Raw genomic sequence first — 17015 nt, 5'->3', positions numbered from 1 at the left:
AAAAGGCGGGCCATCGGCGGGCAGACGAAAGGGCGCCCGCCCCACGGATGGCGGACGCCCTCGGCGTCAGATGTGCGGGTCCGGCCCCGAGGTCAGGACGCCTTGGCCTTCTCGGCCGGTGCCGACGGCTTGACCGCGGCGGCGGCGCCGACCGGGGAGGCGGCCTCGTAGAACTCCTCGCGGGGGTTCTCGATGGCACCGAGCGAGACGACCTCGCGCTTGAGGAACATCCCCAGCGTCCAGTCGGCGACCACCCGGATCTTGCGGTTGAAGGTCGGCATGGCCATGCCGTGGTAGCCACGGTGCATGTACCAGGCGAGACGGCCCTTCAGCTTGATCTTCATCTTGCCGAAGACGATCATCGCGACGCCCTTGTGGAGGCCCAGGCCCGCGACGGCGCCCTTGTTGGCGTGCTTGTACTCGCCCTGCGGGAAGCCCCGCATGCCCGAGATCACGTTGTCGCCGAGGACCTTGGCCTGGCGCAGCGCGTGCTGGGCGTTCGGCGGGCACCAGGCGCCCTCGCCGACGGCGAGGTCCGGCACCTGGGCGTTGTCGCCCGCGGCCCAGATGTAGTCGGTGCCCTGGACCTGGAGGGTCGGGGCGGTGTCCACGTGGCCGCGCGGGCCGAGCGGCAGGCCGAAGCGGGCCAGCGCCGGGTTGGGCTTGACGCCGGCGGTCCACACGATGGTGTTGGAGTCGACCTCGAGGCCGTTCTTGAGGACGACATGGCCGTCGATGCAGGAGTCCATCGAGGTCTTGAGGTAGACCTCGACACCGCGCTTCTGGAGGTGCTCCAGACCCCACTGGCCGAGCTTCGGGCCGACCTCGGGGAGGATCTTGTCGGCGGCGTCGACGAGGACGAAGCGCATGTCCTCGCGCTTCACGTTCGGGTAGTACTTGGCCGCGTCACGGGCCATGTCCTCGATCTCGCCGATGGTCTCCGCGCCGGCGAAGCCACCGCCGACGAAGACGAAGGTGAGCGCCTTGCGGCGGATCTCCTCGTCCGTGGTGGAGTCGGCCTTGTCGAGCTGCTCGAGGACGTGGTTGCGCAGGCCGATGGCCTCCTCTATGCCCTTCATGCCGATGCCGTTCTCCGCGAGACCGGGGATCGGGAAGGTGCGGGAGACCGCGCCGAGGGCGACGACCAGATAGTCGAAGGGCAGCTCGTACGTCTCGCCGACGAGCGGCTGGATGACGGCGACCTTGCGGTCCTGGTCGATGGTCGACACTCGGCCGGTGAGGACCTCCGCCTTGGGGAGCACGCGCCGCAGCGGAACCACGACGTGGCGCGGGGAGATGCTGCCGGCCGCAGCTTCGGGGAGGAAGGGCTGGTACGTCATGTACGAGCGCGGGTCGACGACCGTGACGGTCGCCTCGCCGTACCGCATCTTCTTGAGGATGCGGCGCGCCGCGTACAGGCCTACGTACCCACCGCCTACAACGAGGATCCTGGGACGCTCCGTGGTGCTCATGTTTCGAGTATCCAGCACCCCCCGAGGGGGACCTCGTGAGCCCCTTCACAAGCATGGTGACGGCATCTGCTACACTCCGCCGCCCCCGTGACGGATGCCATATCCGCACAGGGGAACCACTAGGCGGAGCGGCACGTTCCCGGCCCCTCTGAGCAGGGCTTGTGGCTGAACTGGGGAGTAGACCAAACGGTCGGCACCGGGGCCCGCGACACCCCTGTGACACCTCACGATCCGGTCAGCGACGGGCCCCGGACACCGAAACCGCCCCGGAGGGCCGTATCGGTCGGCCACCAGGCGCCTTTTTCATGTGAAGAGTTTCACGAACTTTCTCGGAGGCGGTTCACGGAAGGCCCCCGAAGGGCGTTCCGTGGCCGCTCATACGTTATTCCACCCGCTCAGGCGATGCTCCAGGCGATCCCGTCGAGGATGTCATGTTCGCTCACCACGACCTCCTCGGCGCCGGTCCTTTCCATGATCGAAAGCAGGATGAGGGCCCCCGCACCGATCACATCGACCCGCCCCGGGTGCATCACCGGAATCTCCGCCCGCTCGGCGTGGGTGGAGCCGAGCAGCTTCGCGGTGATCTCGCGGACCTGGTCCACGGTGATCCGCGAGTGGTGGATCGCGGAGGAGTCGTACTCCTCCAGACCCAGCGCGATCCCGGCCACGGTGGTGACCGAACCGGCCAGCCCGACCAGCGCATGACCGTCCGCGGGACGGCAGGCACCGGTGAGCGGCACGGTCCGCTCGGCGAGGTCGAGCGCCGCGTCCACATCGCCCCTTATGGCGGCGAGCTGATCCTCCGTCGGGGGATCGGTGATCTGGCCGTCGGCCACCAGATGGCGCTCGGTCAGCCGGACGCAGCCGATGTCCACGCTGCGGGCCGCCCGCACCCCCTCGCTGCCCTCGACGAACTCCGTCGAACCGCCGCCGATGTCCACCACCAGATACGGCCCGGCCACATGGTCATGGCCCTTGAGCTCCTTGGTGGCCCCGGTGAAGGAGAACTCCGCCTCCTGGTCCCCGGTGATCACCTCGGGCTCCACGCCAAGGATCTCCACGACCCCGCGCACGAACTCCTCGCGGTTCTCGGCGTCCCGGGAGGCGGAGGTGGCCACGAAGCGGACGCGCTCGGCGCCCAGCTCACCGATGACCTCCGCGTACTCGCGGCAGGCGGCGAAGGTGCGCTCCAGGGCCTCGGGGGCGAGCCGTCCGGTGCGGTCCACGCCCTGGCCCAGCCGGACGATCTTCATCCGGCGGTCGAGTTCGGTCAGCTCCCCGGTGGCCGGATCGGCGTCCGCCACCAGCAGCCGGATCGAGTTGGTGCCGCAGTCCACGGCCGCGACGCGGGTCATGCGCCCTCCTCCCGGCTCGCGCCCTCGGCCCCGCAGGGGCTCACGCACGGGCCCTTGCGCCACCACTCCGGCAGCATCGCGAGCGCCTCGTCCCCGAGCGGATTGACCCCGGGCCCGGCCGCGAGGGCATGGGCGACCAGGACATGCAGGCACTTCACCCGGTCCGGCATCCCGCCCGCGCTGGGGAAGCCCTGGAGCACCTCGATGGCGTCGCGGCGCGCGATGTAGTCCTCGTGGGCGGCGCGATAGGCGGCGGCCAGTTCGGGGTCGGTGGCCAGCCGGGCCGTCATCTCCTTCATCACGCCCTCGGCCTCCAGCGTGCCGATCGCGGACGCGGCGCGCGGACAGGTCAGGTAGTAGAGGGTGGGGAAGGGCGTACCGTCCTCGAGCCGCGGCGCGGTCTCCACGACGTCCGGATTGCCGCAGGGGCAGCGGTGCGCGATCGCACGCAGGCCCCGGGGCACGCGGCTGAGCTGCTCCCGTACGGCGTGGATGTCCGCGTCGGTGGGCGCGGTGGGCTCCGTCTGGGGCGGGGGCGTATCCATGAGTGGGAAAGTTCTTCTTCTTCGTGTCGGTTCGAACGCCGGGTGCGACCGGTGGCCGGAGCGCGGCGCCTCAGCGGCGCGCGCTGCCCGCCCCCGCCGCGTCCGCCGTGTCCACGGCGTCCCAGAGGTTGGAGTACCAGGGGCGGCCGGCCGCGCCCTGGTCGGTGGAGCGCTCGATGATGCCGCTGCCGTCCACCACGCTGTAGCCGGTCTCGCCCGGCATCAGGAAGTGCAGCCGCTCCCGGGCCTGCTGCTCGGTGTAGGCGGGGTCGCGCAGCCGGGCCTTCCGCTCCCGCAGCTTCTTCACGTCCTCGCGGGCCCGCTGGGCCTCGCTGCGCTGCTCGGCGATGTCGGAGCGCTGGGAGATGTACTGCCGCATCGGGTAGGCGAGCGCCACCACGAGGGAGCAGACGACCAGCGCGAGCAGGGCCGCGCGGCCGGTCAGCCGGCCCCGGCGGCGCTTGGTCCGCACCCGGTAGACCCGGGCGGCGGCGTGCTCGCCGAGCGCCCTGAGCCTGGTCGCGGTGGAGAACCGTTCGCGATCCGCCGGCACGTCGCCTCCCCGGTGATGACTTCGCTTGAGTGACGCGTAACGCCGTCCCCGGTCACGGTACGGGACCACGGCCGGGGACGGGTGTCAGACGTGTCTGCTACTTGAGGTGGTGCGCGGGTCAGCCCTTGAAGCGCGGGAACGCCGAGCGGCCCGCGTACACCGCGGCGTCGTCGAGGATCTCCTCGATGCGCAGCAACTGGTTGTACTTGGCCACCCGCTCGGAGCGGGCCGGGGCGCCGGTCTTGATCTGGCCGCAGTTGGTGGCGACGGCCAGGTCGGCGATGGTGACGTCCTCGGTCTCACCGGAGCGGTGCGACATCATGCACTTGTAGCCGCTGCGCTGGGCCAGCTCGACGGCGTCCAGGGTCTCGGTCAGCGAGCCGATCTGGTTGACCTTGACCAGCAGGGCGTTCGCGGTGTCGCTGTCGATACCGCGGGCGAGCCGCTCGGGGTTGGTGACGAAGAGGTCGTCGCCGACGAGCTGGACCTTGTCGCCGAGCTGCTCGGTGATGGTCTTCCAGCCGTCCCAGTCCTCCTCGTTCAGCGGGTCCTCGATGGAGACCAGCGGGTACGCGGCGACCAGCTCGGCGTAGTACGAGGTCATCTCGGCGGCGGTGCGGGACTTCCCCTCGAACTCGTACGACCCGTCCTTGTAGAACTCGGAGGCGGCGACGTCGAGCGCGAGCGCGATGTCCTGGCCCGGCTGGTAGCCGGCCTTCTTGATCGCCTCGAGGATCAGGTCGAGGGCCTCCCGGTTGGAGCCGAGGTTCGGCGCGAAGCCGCCCTCGTCGCCGAGGCCGGTGGACAGCCCGCGCTCCTTCAGCACGGACTTCAGGGTGTGGTAGACCTCGGCGCCCCAGCGCACGGCCTCGGAGAAGGACTCCGCGCCCACGGGTGCGATCATGAACTCCTGGATGTCCACATTGGAGTCGGCGTGCGACCCGCCGTTGAGGATGTTCATCATCGGGACCGGCAGCAGATGGGCGTTCGGGCCGCCCAGGTAACGGAAGAGCGGGAGGTCGGACGCCTCGGAGGCGGCGTGCGCGACCGCGAGGGAGACGCCGAGGATGGCGTTGGCACCGAGCGAGGACTTGTCCGGGGTGGCGTCCAGGTCGAACATCGCCTGGTCGATCAGACGCTGCTCGGTGGCGTCGTAGCCGACCAGCTCGGGGCCGATCTGCTCGATGACGGCGAGGACGGCCTTCTCCACGCCCTTGCCGTTGTAGCGGTTCTTGTCGCCGTCACGGAGTTCGAGGGCCTCGAAGGCGCCGGTGGAGGCGCCGGACGGAACGGCGGCACGGCCGGTGCTGCCGTCGTCGAGGCCGACCTCGACCTCGACCGTGGGGTTGCCTCGCGAGTCGAGGATCTCGCGAGCTACGACGACGTCGATGGACGGCACGAGGTTCTCCTTCGTATGGGTCTGCGGTAGCAGCACGAGCCTAACGGGCCGGGAGGGCTGCACCCCGCGTTCGCCCGCCCCACGAGACAGGGGCGTGACACAAAAAGCCGGATTCCGAATCACATATCAAGATTTCTGGCGAATTGGGCAATGAGGAAGCCCCGGTGGGGCGCGCCATGGGGGCGGCACGCCCGACCGGGGCTCGTCGCTCAGGTGCGCACCGTGGCTCAGCCGAGGTGCAGCTTCTGGCCCGGGTAGATCAGGTCGGCCTTCTCCACGATGTCGTCGTTCAGCTTGAAGAGCTTCTTCCAGCCGCCCTTGACGTGGTGCTCCTTGGCGATCTTGCCGAGGGTGTCGCCGGACTTGACCTTGTACTCGCCGTCACCCTTCTTGATCGGGCCACGGGGCTGCTCACGCGTGGCGCGCTCGGGCGCGGAGTGCGGCTGGGCCTTCGGCTGGGCGGGCTGGGCGGCCGGGGTCGACTTGGTGGAGGCCGAGGGCTGGCCCTGCGAACCGGACGGCGCGGAGGGGGCGGAGGGCGCGGACGGGCTGCCGCCGGAGGTCAGACCCTTGCCGCAGACCGGCCAGGCGCCCTTGCCCTGGCTGCCGAGGACCTTCTCGGCTATCTGGATCTGCTGGCTCTTGCTGGCCTTGTCCGCGGTGGGCGCATAGGCGGTGCCGCCGTACGCGGCCCACGTGGAGCTCGAGAACTGGAGGCCGCCGTAGTAGCCGTTGCCGGTGTTGATCGACCAGTTGCCACCGGCCTCGCACTGCGCGACCTGGTCCCACTGGGAGGTGGTGGCCGCGGAGGCGGAGGTCGCACCGATGAGGGGGGCCGCCACGGCGGCACCGGCGAGACCGGTGAGCGCGGCGATACGGGTGGCCTTGGAGGGACGGCGGTGCTTCCCGTTGGACTTCAGCATCGTTGGTTCGTTTCCTCACCGACGCCTACGAGGTGAGCTGTCGGGTTCGGACGTGAGTTGCCCGGCCGGTCGCGATCGAGGATCGCTCCCGGCTTCACCCCTAGCCGACGAGCCCGTGTCCACAGGCCACTCGGCACCTACCTTGGGTCCCCCGCTCCTGCCTTCGGCGCTGACGCGTCGGATTCCCCCCGACCGCCGGCAGGATTCGGCGTGACGATCGACGGTGCCCGCGGTGGCGAGCGGAAAGACGTTAAACACACCTCCCGAGAACGTTCAAACACCCCAATGGCAGCGAATGAGGCTGTAATTGATCTCACTCGGCCCACATCGGCGCAGGTAGGGCCGGGTGAGGAGAGATCGGACACGAGGTGCGCCCCGGAAATTGTGACGAGATGTATGTCTCACCGGAACCAGATCGGGCAATTCCCCCCGAATCACTGCTCCCTGATGGTGAGGTCAAGTCGCTGACCAGGGATGATCAGGTCGGGGTCGGTTCCGATGAGGTCCTCGTTGCTCTCGTAGAGCCCTTCCCAACCTCGGGACACATTCCGGTCCTCGGCGATGCCTGACAGGTTGTCACCGGGGCGAACAGTGTAATCGTCGGCCGCGGGGCTCCGGTCGCGGTCCGCGGCGCCGCGCGAGGCGTGGCGGCCGGAGGGCTGTCCGTCCGCCGAATCGCCGTCCTCGGCCCGCTTCCCGGCGTCCGGGGTGCCGCGGTGGCGGCCGGAGGGCGAGGGGTCGGCGGAGGGATCCGCCGAGGACCCCTTCGAACCGTCGGACGCCGAGTCGTGCGGGTCATCCGAGGCCGGGTCGTCCGAGGCCGAGCCGTCCGACGTCGGGGTGTCCGAGGCCGAGCCGTCCAGTCCGTCGGGGGACTTGGAGGTGTGGGGGGCCTCCGGCTTACCGGTCGATCCGGACGAATCCGGCTTACCGGCGCTGTCGGACGTCCCCGAACGGTCCGAGTCCTGCGAGGAGGCGCCGTCCCGCTCCCGGTCCCCCGCCTCGCCCCGGCCGGCCCCCTGGTCCGGGCCGGCCGTGTCACCGGGGTTCACATCGGGGGCCCCGGAGCCGTCGGTGAGCCCGGCGCCCAGCGCACAGCTCGGCCAGGCGTCGGGGCCACGGTCGCCGAGGATCGACTGGGCGACGGATATCTGCTGGGAGCGGCTGGCCAGGTCGGGACGCGGGGCGTACCGCGTGCCGCCGTAGTCCTTCCACATGTCGAGGGTGAGCTGGAGTCCGCCGTAGAAGCCGTTGCCCTCGTTGGCGCTCCACATCCCGCCGCTCTCGCACTCGGCGACCTGATCCCAGGTGGCGGTCTGGGCGGCCTGTGCGCCGGACGCCCCGAAGAGGGGCAGCGCGATGCTCGCTCCCGTGACCCCCGCCGCGACGATGATGGCCGGGGCCTGACGGGGGCGACGGTGTCGACCATTACCGGAACGCATGCGATTGCCCTCTCTATGGCGAACTCGGTTGCCGGTGAACATAGCGAGGGCACTCGATCATCACAAGCCGATGTATCCCAGGTCACGCCACGGTCACACGGCTGATCATTCGTCACCAATGTCCGTACGTACGGGGCTTGAACGCCTCAGCGGTCCGCGGAATTCCAGGTCACCGGGAGCGTGCGCAGCCCACGCATGATGAGCCCGCCGCGCCACCGCAGCTCCTCCGGCTCCGCCGCGAGCCGCAGTCCGGGCAGCCGCCGCAGCAGGGTGGCGATCGCGGTCTGCGCCTCCAGCCGGGCGAGCGGGGCGCCGAGGCAGTAGTGGATGCCGTGGCCGTAGCCGAGGTGCTGGTTGTCGCGGCGGGTGAGGTCGAGAACATCGGGCTCCGCGAACCGCTCGGGGTCCCGGTCGGCGGCGGCGAGCACCACCAGCACCGGCTCCCCTTCGGCGATGCGCTGCCCCGCCAGGGTGAGCGGCTCGGTGGCGAACCGCCAGGTGGCGATCTCCACGGGCCCGTCGTAGCGCAGCAGCTCCTCGACCCCGGCGGCCAGCAGCCGCTCGTCCCCTTCTTCCAGGGCCCGCTGCATGACGGCGCGCTGCTCCGGATGGCGCAGCAGTGCGTAGACGCCGTTGCCGATGAGGTTGACGGTGGTCTCGAAGCCGGCGAACAAGAGGATGAAGGCCATGGCCGCGGCCTCGTTCTCGGTGAGGTGCTCACCGTGGTCGCTGGCCCGGATCAGCCCCGAGATCAGGTCCTCCCCGTCCTCTTCTTCTCTCCGCTCCACGAGCTCCAGGCGCTTGCGGTGGATCAGCTCGCCGAGATACGCGCGGATCCGCTTCACGGCGCGGGCCACTCCGCCGCGCGGGCCGCCGCCGTGCCGGATCATCGCCCCGGCCCAGTCCCGGAAGTCGTCCTGGTCCTCGCGCGGCACCCCGAGCAGATCGCAGATCGCGTAAATAGGGAGAGGGAAGGCGAACTCATGGATGAGGTCCGCCTCCCCCCTTTCCTCGAAGGCGTCGATGAGCTGATCGGTGAGGGTCCGCACCCGAGGGGCGAACGCGGCCACCCGGCGCGGGGTGAACGCCGTGGAGACCAGGCGCCGCAGCCGGGTGTGGTCGGGAGGGTCGATATTGAGCAGATGTGTCATCAGATCGGCACGCCGCTCGCCGGGAATGCCCACCTTGCCCTTTGCGTGGGCCGCCGCGCTGTGCCGTTGGGGGTTCTTGGAGAGCCGGGGGTCGGCCAGTGCCTTCCTGGCATCGGCGTAACGGGTCACCAGCCAGGCGTCGACACCGCTGGGCAGCGTGGTCCGGTGCACCGGGGCGTGCTCGCGTAGCCAGGCGTACGCAGGGTAGGGATCGGTGGCGAACTCCCAGGTGAAGAGGGTGGGAGCGGAGCTGTCACGGGGCTGTTCCGACACGCCCCGACGATACCCGCGACCGGTCGCCACCTCCGGCCTGTCGGAAGTAACGGGCAATATGAGAAATAAGTGAATAAACAGAACAAAGAGAATAAGAGAGTAATGACCGGGATGAATGTCCAGCGGAATTCCCCATTCATCTCCACACACCCTTCACCACCCATGCACAGCGCGGGCCGAATGCCCGGATATCTGATGGCTGCGACCGCCGTTCGGCGGTTGCCCGCGCCGCCCCGATACGAACCCCCGGGACATGCCCTGACGTCGGTCAACGTGGTGAACTGACGGTGTGGCTGAAACGGCGTCAGGTGAACGAATGAGACTGGGGCACATGCACGGGGCCCAGTGATACCGGTGATACGATCACCGCGCTTGCCAGGCGAGCCAAGGGCGCGTAAGACACACGGCGATCCGGCACATCAGCCGAGAGGGTCCCCACTCTGAGGAGCATTATGCCGCCAGTTGGGCATATGGAGCCGTTCCGGCGCACCGACGCCTGTGCGCTGCCGTCGGCAAGACGAGTGCGATGTCCCCGGAACCCGCGGGCGCCGTACGGGCGCTGACTTACCGCTGCTCAGGCACACTCCAGATCGCATAACGCACCACACCTCCCTAAAGTCCCTGGCGGTCTAGTCGTTCAAAGAGAGTCTTAATGACGCAATATCTACAGGATCCAGCGCTCTGGGCCCTGATCGCTGGCACGCCTCTCGCCGCAACCGCCATTATTCGCGGGCGAAAGGCGCGGGCGAATCTGCGCCAGGAGAAGGCGGAGCTCGAGAAACGCGCGGCCGACCTCGACAACAATTACGCCGAGGCGGTCCAGGAGGCTCACAACCGCGCCGAGGAGGCCACCAAGAGCGCTCTGAAGTCCGCCATGCGTACGCTTCAGGGCCTCGCCAACGAGCAGCAGCTCGCCATCTCCAAGACACAGGACAAATACGGCGAGCATCAGCTTCTCCAGGACCTCCTGGAGATCGACCATATGAACTCGCAGTTCGGTCGGCGTGCGCAGTCCATCGCGGTGCTGTGTGACGGCTGGCTGGGCCGGCAGCGCGCGGTCGCGTCGGTGTACGACGTGGTCCGCAGCGCCAAGGGCCGCATCCGCCATTACACCCGGGTGGAAATCCGCTCACAGAGCAACTTCGCCCTGGTCAGCCGGGCCGTGGAGCCCGTCGCGCTGGCGCTGGCCGAGCTTTTGGACAACGCGACCAGTTACTCCGCGCCCGACTCGCCGATCGACATCACCATCCGCACCGTCCCCAAGGGTGTCTGCGTCATCATCGACGACGCCGGTGTCGGTATGAACGAGGAGGAGAAGAACCGGGCGGACAAGCTGCTCTCGGCCACGCACGCCACCGGTGTAACAGGACTGGGCAATCCGCCGCAGTTCGGTTTTGCGGTGATCGGTGTGCTCGCCGCGCGCTATGGCTTCACGGTGTCCGTCGATTCGGCCTCTCCCTACGGTGGTGTACGCGCGGTCGTGCTTCTCCCCGAGGACCTTCTGACCAATATGCCCGAGCCGGAAGAGCAGCCGACGACCCACGTTCCCGCCGAGGCCGAGCAGCCGCAGCCGAGCGGTTCCGCCATGACCGGTGCCGCCGTCAGCGGTTCGACCGTGAGCGGTGCCACCGCGGGGGGCCTGCCCAAACGTCGCCGTAAGGGCTCGATTTCCATCGTCCCCAGAGCGGACTCCACCAGTGCCCCGGCCCGGACGAGCGAGGAATCCGCATCGATCATGGGCGCGTTCCAGCGCGGCACGCAGTCCGGACGCTCAGCAAACCCGAACAGGGAAGGGCATGATCCTCAGTGAACAACGACCTGTCATGGATGCTTGAGAGCGCCCTGGAAGTACCAGGGGCTCGTCATGCGATCCTGGTCTCCGCCGACGGTCTGCTGATGGCCCGTTCTCAAGAGGTCAAAAAGGACGAGGCCGACACCGTCGCCGCGGCGATGAGCGGCATCCAGTCGCTGAGCCGCACCATGGCCGGCTTCTGCGGTGGCTCCCATATGACATGGCGCCAGACCCTGGTCGAGTTCGACGGTGGCTGGGTCTTCCTCATCTCCGCGGGTGAGGGCGCGTATCTGGCGGTCTCCTCCGCCCCGGATGTCGACATGGCCGACATCACCTTCCGGATGCAGCAGCTTGTGGGGCAGCTCGGCAAGGCGCTGTCCACACCACCGCGCGAAAACACCGGAATACAGGCATGACGGCGCCAGGCGAGCAGGAGCCCCAGTCCGCTCAATTAGTGCGACCGTACGTCATCACGAACGGTCGCGGGCTGCCGGAGAATGACCAGTTCAACCTGATCACGCTGGTCACCGCGTCCGAACAGAGACCCCCCAGTCAGCTCGACCCGGAGAAGCGCAGCCTCTTGGAGCTGTGCGCGGGTGGTTATCTCTCGGTTGCCGAGATAGCGGGGCATATGGGGCTGCCGATCGGCATCGTGAAGGTTCTGCTGTCCGATCTCTCATCGGACGGGTACCTGATCACCCGTGCCCCCGCGCCTCCCGCGCAGCTTGTCGACGTTTCGCTCCTTCAGGAGGTGCTGGATGGGCTCCAGGCCCGTTTCGGATGACGATGTCTATCTGAACGAAGCGGTGCAGATCGCGGCCAAGATTCTTGTCGTGGGGCATTTCGCGGTCGGCAAGACGACGTTCATCGGCACCATGTCCGAGATTCCTCCGCTGCGCACCGAGGAGCGGATGACTCAGGCCGGAGCCCACGTCGACGACCTCATGGGTACCCGGGGCAAGACCACGACCACCGTGGCCATGGACTTCGGCCGGCTCACGCTGAGCGAACGACTTGTCCTCTACCTCTTCGGCACACCCGGACAGGAACGCTTCGTCCAGGTGTGGGAGGACATGACCCGGGGCGCTCTCGGGGCGCTGATCCTCGTCGATCCCGAACGCATCAAGGAATCCTTCCCGGTCATCGACCTGGTGGAGCACTACGGACTCCCCTATGCGATTTCCGTCAATCACTTCGACGGCACGCCGACCCGCCCCGACGAGGAATTGCGCGAGGCGCTCGATCTGCTGCCCGAGACCCCCATCGTCACCTGTGACGCACGTGACGAGAAGTCATCGGCCAATGCCCTGATGGCGCTTGTCCGTTACCTACAGGAACGTACCCGCTAGGAGCACCTGATGAACACGCAATCGGATTTTTCGGCGGTGCCGCCACCCGGCTGCCCCGCCCATGGCAGTGGCAAGCGGGTGCCGCTGTACGGGACGGAGTTCGCCGCCGATCCGGGTGCCTATTACACGTATATGCGCTCGTTCGGCCCGGCCGCACCGGTCGAGCTCTCCCCGGGTGTCGAGGCCACGCTGATCACGGACTATTCGGCCGCGCTTCAGTTGCTCCAGAACCCCGACACCTTCCGGAAGGACTCGCGCCGCTGGCGCGATTACAACGAGGGCAAGGTCACCCGGGACAATCCGGTCGTCCCGTTGCTGGAATACCGGCCGAACTGCATGTTCACCGATGGCGCCGAGCATATGCGGCTGCGGCAGGCGGTGACGGACAGCCTGGCCCGGGTGGATACGCATCGGCTGAGCCGCCATGTCGAGCGCGTCGCGGACTACTTGATGGACCAGTTCATCTCCCGCGGCTCGGCCGATCTGCTCAACGACTATGCCAAGCTGCTGCCGCTGTTTGTTTTCAATGAGCTCTTCGGATGCCCGGCGGAGATCGGCGACCGGGTCATCTTCGGCATTTCCGGGATCTTCGACGGGATCAACGCGGAGAAGGCGAACGAGGTGCTCGGCCAGAGCGTCAGCGAACTCGTCGCGCTGAAGCGCAGGCAGCCCGGGGAAGATGTCACCTCCTGGCTTATGCAGCACCATGCCCAGTTGACCGATGAGGAAATGGTCCATCAGCTCGTCCTGCTGCTGGGCTCCGGCGCCGAGCCGCAGCGGAACCTCATCGCCAACGCGCTGCTCCTGCTGCTCTCCGACGAGCGGTACGCGGGTGCCGGGCTGCTGGTCGAGGACGCCCTCGACGATGTGCTGTGGAACAGCCCACCGATGTCCAACTACGCCCCCCACTACCCGGTTTCCGACGTGGACTTCGCCGGAACCCGGCTGCGGGCGGGCGATCTGGTGATGGTCTCCATCGCGGCGGCCAACACCGACCCCGCGCTGTCCGCCTCCCGGCAGCAGCTCAGCAAGCGGGCGCACCTCGCCTGGAGCGCCGGTCCGCACGCCTGCCCGGCCAAGGACACCGCTCAGCTCATCGGTGTGGTGGCCATCGAAAAACTGCTCAACCAGTTGCCCGACATTGAACTCGCGGTGCCCGAGTCGAGCCTGACTTGGCGCCCCGGTCCGTTCAACCGCGGGCTGACCGCGCTGCCTGCCCGATTCACTCCGATACGTACGGACAAACAGCCCGTTGCACAGCAACAGATACCGACGGGCGACCATCGTGGGCACGCCCAGAACAAGCAGGAGAAGGGCGGCTTGTGGAGTTCGTTCCTCTCGTGGTGGAGAGCGTGATCCACGCCACATCCGGAACCCATTTCATACCGCATGAATGTTCAACTGAACGGGTAGGCACTATCGCGCAATTTTTGTTGGCCCATTCCTAAGAGGAGCTGTCGTGAGGTCTCCCGCCGCCGACGACATCACTGTCGGTCGACGATCCGCGGTTTCACTCATATCCCGACCGCACCACCCCCGCGGCCAATCGAACACCTACCCTAATTTCGCGGATGCACACGCGATGGGAGCCGAGATACCCGCCCCACGGGGCGGGTATCTTCTCGTGGGGCATGACCGCCCGATTACCCCGCCGCACAAACCCAAACAGCCGTTCCTCTCGATTCAGCGGGAGGTTCGATGAACGGTTTCAATTCGGGTGAGGCGCTGCTCGGCGACCTCGCCACGGGCCAGCTCACCCGACTGTGCCAGGTGGCGGGGCTCAGCGAGCCCGATACGGCCGCCTACACCGGGGTGCTGATCGAGAGTCTGGGCGCCTCGGCCGGACGGCCGTTGGCGCTGCCACCCCCGTCACGGACCTTTCTCTCCGACGACCACAGCCCCTTGGAGTTCTCCCTGGCCTTTCTGCCGGGGCAGGCTCCGGACCTGCGGGTCCTGGTGGAACCGGGCTGCTCCCGGGGCGACGACCTCGCGGAGAACGGCCGGGCCGGTCTCCAGGCGATCCACGTCATGGCGGACCGCTGGGGGTTCTCGACCGACCAGCTCGACCGGCTCGAGGACCTGTTCTTCCCCCAGTCCCCCGAGGGCCCGCTGGCCCTGTGGTGCGCCCTGGAGCTCCGCCCCGGCGGCGTCCCCGGGGTCAAGGTCTATCTCAACCCCTCGGCGAACGGCGCCGACCGGGCCGCCGAGACCGTACGCGAGGCGCTGGCCAGGCTGGGCCATCGGCAGGCGTTCGACTCGCTGCCCCGGGCGGACGGCTTCCCGTTCTTCGCCCTGGACCTCGGCGACTGGGACGCCCCGCGGGTGAAGGTCTACCTCAAGCACCCCGGTCTGTCCCCCACCGAGGCGGGCTCCCTCCCCCGGATGTCACCGGCACCGGGCCGGGAACGACTGGAGGAGTTCTTCCGCACCGCGGGGGACCTCCCCGCCGCCGACGACCTCACCGCCGACGGGGCCGCTGAGGACGCCGACCGGCTCACCGGGCGCCCCGCCCTCACCTGCCACTCCTTCACGGAGACGGCGACCGGGCTGCCCAGCGGATACACCCTCCATGTGCCCGTCCGCGACTACGTCCGGGACGACGGCGAGGCGCGGGAGAGGGCGGTCTCCGTGCTGCGCAGCCATGACATGGACAGTGCAGCTCTGGACCGGGCGCTGGCCGCCGTGAGCCCGCGCCCCCTCGGCGACGGAGTGGGCCTGATCGCCTACCTGGCGCTGGTCCATGAGCGCGGCCGGCCGCCGCGGGTGACCGTCTACGTCTCCTCCGAGGCGTACCGGACCCGCCCGCCCCGCGAGACGGCCCCCACCCGCGACCGGGTGCGGGCACGGCTGTGACATCCGTCGAGACCGAGACACGGAACAACGAAAAGACAGGAGCAGCGGTCGCGTGGAGCCGTACAGGATCAAGGTCGTCGAACCGATACCCTTCACCACCCGGCAGCAGCGCGAAGAGGCGCTGCGGCGGGTGAACTACAACCTCTTCGATCTGCGCGCCGAAGAGGTGACCATCGATCTGCTCACCGACTCGGGCACCGGAGCGCTCTCCGCCGCCCAGCTCGCCGCGGGGATGGCCGGCGACGAGTCCTACTCGGGCTCCCGCTCGTTCTACCGGTTCCACGAGACGGTCACCGAGCTCACCGGTTACGCGCATATCCTCCCCGCCCACCAGGGGCGCGCCGCCGAGCGGGTGCTGTTCACCACCCTGCTGGAGCGCGGCAACCTCGTGCTGTCGAACACCCACTTCGACACCACCCGGGCCAATGTCGAGCTGAACGAGGCCGAGGCGCGCGACCTGCCGTGTCCCGAGGCCAAGAACCTCGACAGCACCGAGCCGTTCAAGGGCAATATCGACCTGGAGGCGCTCGCCCAGACGCTGTCCGGGCCCGAGGGCTCCCGGGTCGCCGTGGTGGTCATGACCATCACCAACAACGGCGGCGGCGGCCAGCCCGTCTCCATGGACAACCTCAAGCGGACGGCGGCCCTGTGCCGTCAGCACGGCGTTCCGCTCTTCCTGGACGCCGCCCGGTTCGCCGAGAACGCCTGGCTGGTCACCCGCCATGAGGAGGGCTACCGCGACCGCACCCCCCGGCAGGTCGCGGAGGAGGCGTTCCGGCTGGCGGACGGCTGCATGATGAGCGCCAAGAAGGACGGCATCGTCCACATCGGCGGCTTCATCGGCACCAACGACCCGGAGCTCGCTCAGAAGTGCGAGCTGCTCCTCATCGCCACCGAGGGGTTCGCGACCTACGGCGGTCTGGCCGGACGCGACCTCGACATGATGGCGCAGGGGCTGACCGAGGTGACCGAGCCGAGCTATCTCGCCGAGCGCGCCGAGATCGCCTCCCACCTCGCCCACCGGGTCCGCGCCGCGGGCGTGGACATCGTCGAGCCGCCGGGCATGCACGCCCTCTACCTCAACGCCGGGCGGTTGCTGCCGCACATCCCGCCGCACCAGTACCCCGGCCACGCCCTGGCCTGCCAGCTCTACCTGGAGGGCGGCATCCGCTCGGCCGAGCTGGGCTCGCTCTACCTCGGTGAGGAGGACGAGCACGGGAACCCGATCAAGAGCGCGCCGTACGAGCTGGTCAGGCTCGCCCTGCCGCGCCGGGTCTACACCCGCAGCCACTACGACCACGTGGGCGAGACGCTCGCGAAGATCGCCAAGAACGCGGACCAGGTGTACGGCTTCCGGATCACCGATCAGTCGCCGATCCTGCGCCACTTCCGCGCCACGCTGGTGCCGGTGCCCATCACGGGCTGACCGCGCCGCACGATCAGGGCACGGACCAGGGCCCGGCACCGGACACCACCGGTGCCGGGCCCTCGTCATGCGCCCGTATCGCGCGCCCGCCGTGTCCCCGAGCCGCCCAGCTCGGACGGGAACCGGCGGCCGCGGTGCGGGTCCAGCTCATCGGGTTCGCGGTGCTGGGTGACATAGCCGACGCTGCCGCCGTCGTCCTGGTGCCCCGGGCCATGGCCCGCCGCCCGCGCCTCGTGGTCGGCCTCCTGGGCCTCCTGCCAGGCACCGGCGCGGGGCTGCGGCCGGTGGGGCGGGGCCGGTTCACGGGCCCGTAGCCGTATCCCCCACCACACGGCCCCGACGCACAGGATGACGACCACCAGACCGACGATGAACGGACCGGTCCCGATCAACAGGTCCCGGGTCACGGCGAGATCCTCGGTGTACGTATCCATGGCGGCCGGGTACCCGGACCCGCCCGGATATCACTCCGGCCCCACGGG

16 protein-coding genes and 1 riboswitch are annotated in these 17015 nt (G+C 68.8%); of the genes, 7 read left to right on the top strand and 9 right to left on the bottom strand.

Annotation, left to right across the window (positions count from 1 at the left end):
* Positions 1-92: 92 nt before the first annotated feature.
* The 8 genes from ACK1X7_RS29795 to ACK1X7_RS29760 form a co-directional block, all read right to left on the bottom strand.
* Complete coding sequence (locus ACK1X7_RS29795) at positions 93-1472, bottom strand: NAD(P)/FAD-dependent oxidoreductase (RefSeq protein WP_385144526.1); 1380 nt, start codon at positions 1470-1472, stop codon at positions 93-95.
* A gap of 395 nt (positions 1473-1867) precedes the next feature.
* Positions 1868-2827: an exopolyphosphatase gene (locus ACK1X7_RS29790; RefSeq protein ID WP_398161169.1), complete on the bottom strand. Its 960-nt coding sequence runs from the start codon at positions 2825-2827 to the stop codon at positions 1868-1870.
* Positions 2824-3372, bottom strand: coding sequence for a DUF501 domain-containing protein (locus tag ACK1X7_RS29785; protein ID WP_216345812.1), 549 nt, complete (start codon positions 3370-3372; stop codon positions 2824-2826). Before ACK1X7_RS29785 ends, ACK1X7_RS29790 begins: the two co-directional genes overlap by 4 nt.
* Before the next feature lie 70 nt (positions 3373-3442).
* Positions 3443-3925, bottom strand: a complete 483-nt coding sequence (locus ACK1X7_RS29780; protein WP_385144522.1) for an FtsB family cell division protein — start codon at positions 3923-3925, stop codon at positions 3443-3445.
* 118 nt (positions 3926-4043) lie between these two features.
* Entirely contained in the window at positions 4044-5324 is a 1281-nt protein-coding gene (gene eno / locus ACK1X7_RS29775) for a phosphopyruvate hydratase (RefSeq protein ID WP_208520894.1), read from the bottom strand.
* Positions 5325-5551: 227 nt separating this feature from the next.
* On the bottom strand, positions 5552-6247 hold the full coding sequence (locus ACK1X7_RS29770) for a transglycosylase family protein (RefSeq protein ID WP_390795152.1): 696 nt from the start codon (positions 6245-6247) through the stop codon (positions 5552-5554).
* 7 nt (positions 6248-6254) lie between these two features.
* Positions 6255-6426, bottom strand: a riboswitch (cyclic di-AMP (ydaO/yuaA leader).
* Positions 6427-6681: 255 nt separating this feature from the next.
* Complete coding sequence (locus ACK1X7_RS29765) at positions 6682-7689, bottom strand: transglycosylase family protein (protein WP_385144518.1); 1008 nt, start codon at positions 7687-7689, stop codon at positions 6682-6684.
* Positions 7690-7835: 146 nt separating this feature from the next.
* Positions 7836-9113, bottom strand: coding sequence for a cytochrome P450 family protein (locus ACK1X7_RS29760; protein ID WP_385144516.1), 1278 nt, complete (start codon positions 9111-9113; stop codon positions 7836-7838).
* A 652-nt stretch (positions 9114-9765) separates the two neighbouring features.
* Between ACK1X7_RS29760 and ACK1X7_RS29755 the strand changes: the two genes are divergently transcribed.
* The 7 genes from ACK1X7_RS29755 (at position 9766) to ACK1X7_RS29725 (ending at position 16533) form a co-directional block, all read left to right on the top strand.
* The gene (locus ACK1X7_RS29755) at positions 9766-10923 is read left to right on the top strand and encodes a sensor histidine kinase (RefSeq protein WP_385144514.1); all 1158 of its coding nucleotides are present in this window, start codon (positions 9766-9768) and stop codon (positions 10921-10923) included.
* Positions 10920-11321 carry a roadblock/LC7 domain-containing protein gene (locus ACK1X7_RS29750; RefSeq protein ID WP_014061271.1) on the top strand — a complete coding sequence of 134 codons (402 nt, stop codon included), beginning with the start codon at positions 10920-10922 and terminating at the stop codon, positions 11319-11321. The genes ACK1X7_RS29755 and ACK1X7_RS29750 overlap by 4 nt, the downstream gene beginning before the upstream one ends.
* On the top strand, positions 11318-11689 hold the full coding sequence (locus tag ACK1X7_RS29745) for a DUF742 domain-containing protein (protein ID WP_014061272.1): 372 nt from the start codon (positions 11318-11320) through the stop codon (positions 11687-11689). Before ACK1X7_RS29750 ends, ACK1X7_RS29745 begins: the two co-directional genes overlap by 4 nt.
* The gene (locus ACK1X7_RS29740; protein WP_390795154.1) at positions 11664-12254 is read left to right on the top strand and encodes a GTP-binding protein; all 591 of its coding nucleotides are present in this window, start codon (positions 11664-11666) and stop codon (positions 12252-12254) included. Before ACK1X7_RS29745 ends, ACK1X7_RS29740 begins: the two co-directional genes overlap by 26 nt.
* A gap of 9 nt (positions 12255-12263) precedes the next feature.
* Positions 12264-13610 carry a cytochrome P450 gene (locus tag ACK1X7_RS29735; RefSeq protein ID WP_385144512.1) on the top strand — a complete coding sequence of 449 codons (1347 nt, stop codon included), beginning with the start codon at positions 12264-12266 and terminating at the stop codon, positions 13608-13610.
* Between the two features lie 342 nt (positions 13611-13952).
* Positions 13953-15107 (top strand): tryptophan dimethylallyltransferase family protein, encoded by a 1155-nt coding sequence (locus ACK1X7_RS29730; RefSeq protein WP_413115860.1) that lies wholly within the window; start codon positions 13953-13955, stop codon positions 15105-15107.
* A gap of 52 nt (positions 15108-15159) precedes the next feature.
* Positions 15160-16533, top strand: a complete 1374-nt coding sequence (locus tag ACK1X7_RS29725; RefSeq protein WP_398161167.1) for a tryptophanase — start codon at positions 15160-15162, stop codon at positions 16531-16533.
* Positions 16534-16598: 65 nt separating this feature from the next.
* Here ACK1X7_RS29725 and ACK1X7_RS29720 read toward each other — a convergent pair whose 3' ends face one another.
* Positions 16599-16967 carry a DUF6479 family protein gene (locus ACK1X7_RS29720; RefSeq protein WP_413115859.1) on the bottom strand — a complete coding sequence of 123 codons (369 nt, stop codon included), beginning with the start codon at positions 16965-16967 and terminating at the stop codon, positions 16599-16601.
* Positions 16968-17015 lie beyond the last annotated feature (48 nt).

The organism is Streptomyces sp. CY-1, assembly GCF_047218265.1.
Taxonomy (GTDB): Bacteria; Actinomycetota; Actinomycetes; order Streptomycetales; family Streptomycetaceae; genus Streptomyces; species Streptomyces niphimycinicus.
Note: the sequence above shows the minus strand (reverse complement) of the source record. Positions and strands in the feature narration are given on the sequence as shown.

What these genes read in the sequence shown, in the direction of transcription:
- ACK1X7_RS29795 (WP_385144526.1), bottom strand. Translation starts at nt 1,472, where the DNA reads ATGAGCACCACGGAGCGTCCCAGGATCCTCGTTGTAGGCGGTGGGTAC.
- ACK1X7_RS29790 (WP_398161169.1), bottom strand. Translation starts at nt 2,827, where the DNA reads ATGACCCGCGTCGCGGCCGTGGACTGCGGCACCAACTCGATCCGGCTG.
- ACK1X7_RS29785 (WP_216345812.1), bottom strand. Translation starts at nt 3,372, where the DNA reads ATGGATACGCCCCCGCCCCAGACGGAGCCCACCGCGCCCACCGACGCG.
- ACK1X7_RS29770 (WP_390795152.1), bottom strand. Translation starts at nt 6,247, where the DNA reads ATGCTGAAGTCCAACGGGAAGCACCGCCGTCCCTCCAAGGCCACCCGT.
- ACK1X7_RS29765 (WP_385144518.1), bottom strand. Translation starts at nt 7,689, where the DNA reads ATGCGTTCCGGTAATGGTCGACACCGTCGCCCCCGTCAGGCCCCGGCC.
- ACK1X7_RS29755 (WP_385144514.1), top strand. Translation starts at nt 9,766, where the DNA reads ATGACGCAATATCTACAGGATCCAGCGCTCTGGGCCCTGATCGCTGGC.
- ACK1X7_RS29745 (WP_014061272.1), top strand. Translation starts at nt 11,318, where the DNA reads ATGACGGCGCCAGGCGAGCAGGAGCCCCAGTCCGCTCAATTAGTGCGA.
- ACK1X7_RS29740 (WP_390795154.1), top strand. Translation starts at nt 11,664, where the DNA reads ATGGGCTCCAGGCCCGTTTCGGATGACGATGTCTATCTGAACGAAGCG.
- ACK1X7_RS29735 (WP_385144512.1), top strand. Translation starts at nt 12,264, where the DNA reads ATGAACACGCAATCGGATTTTTCGGCGGTGCCGCCACCCGGCTGCCCC.
- ACK1X7_RS29730 (WP_413115860.1), top strand. Translation starts at nt 13,953, where the DNA reads ATGAACGGTTTCAATTCGGGTGAGGCGCTGCTCGGCGACCTCGCCACG.
- ACK1X7_RS29720 (WP_413115859.1), bottom strand. Translation starts at nt 16,967, where the DNA reads ATGGATACGTACACCGAGGATCTCGCCGTGACCCGGGACCTGTTGATC.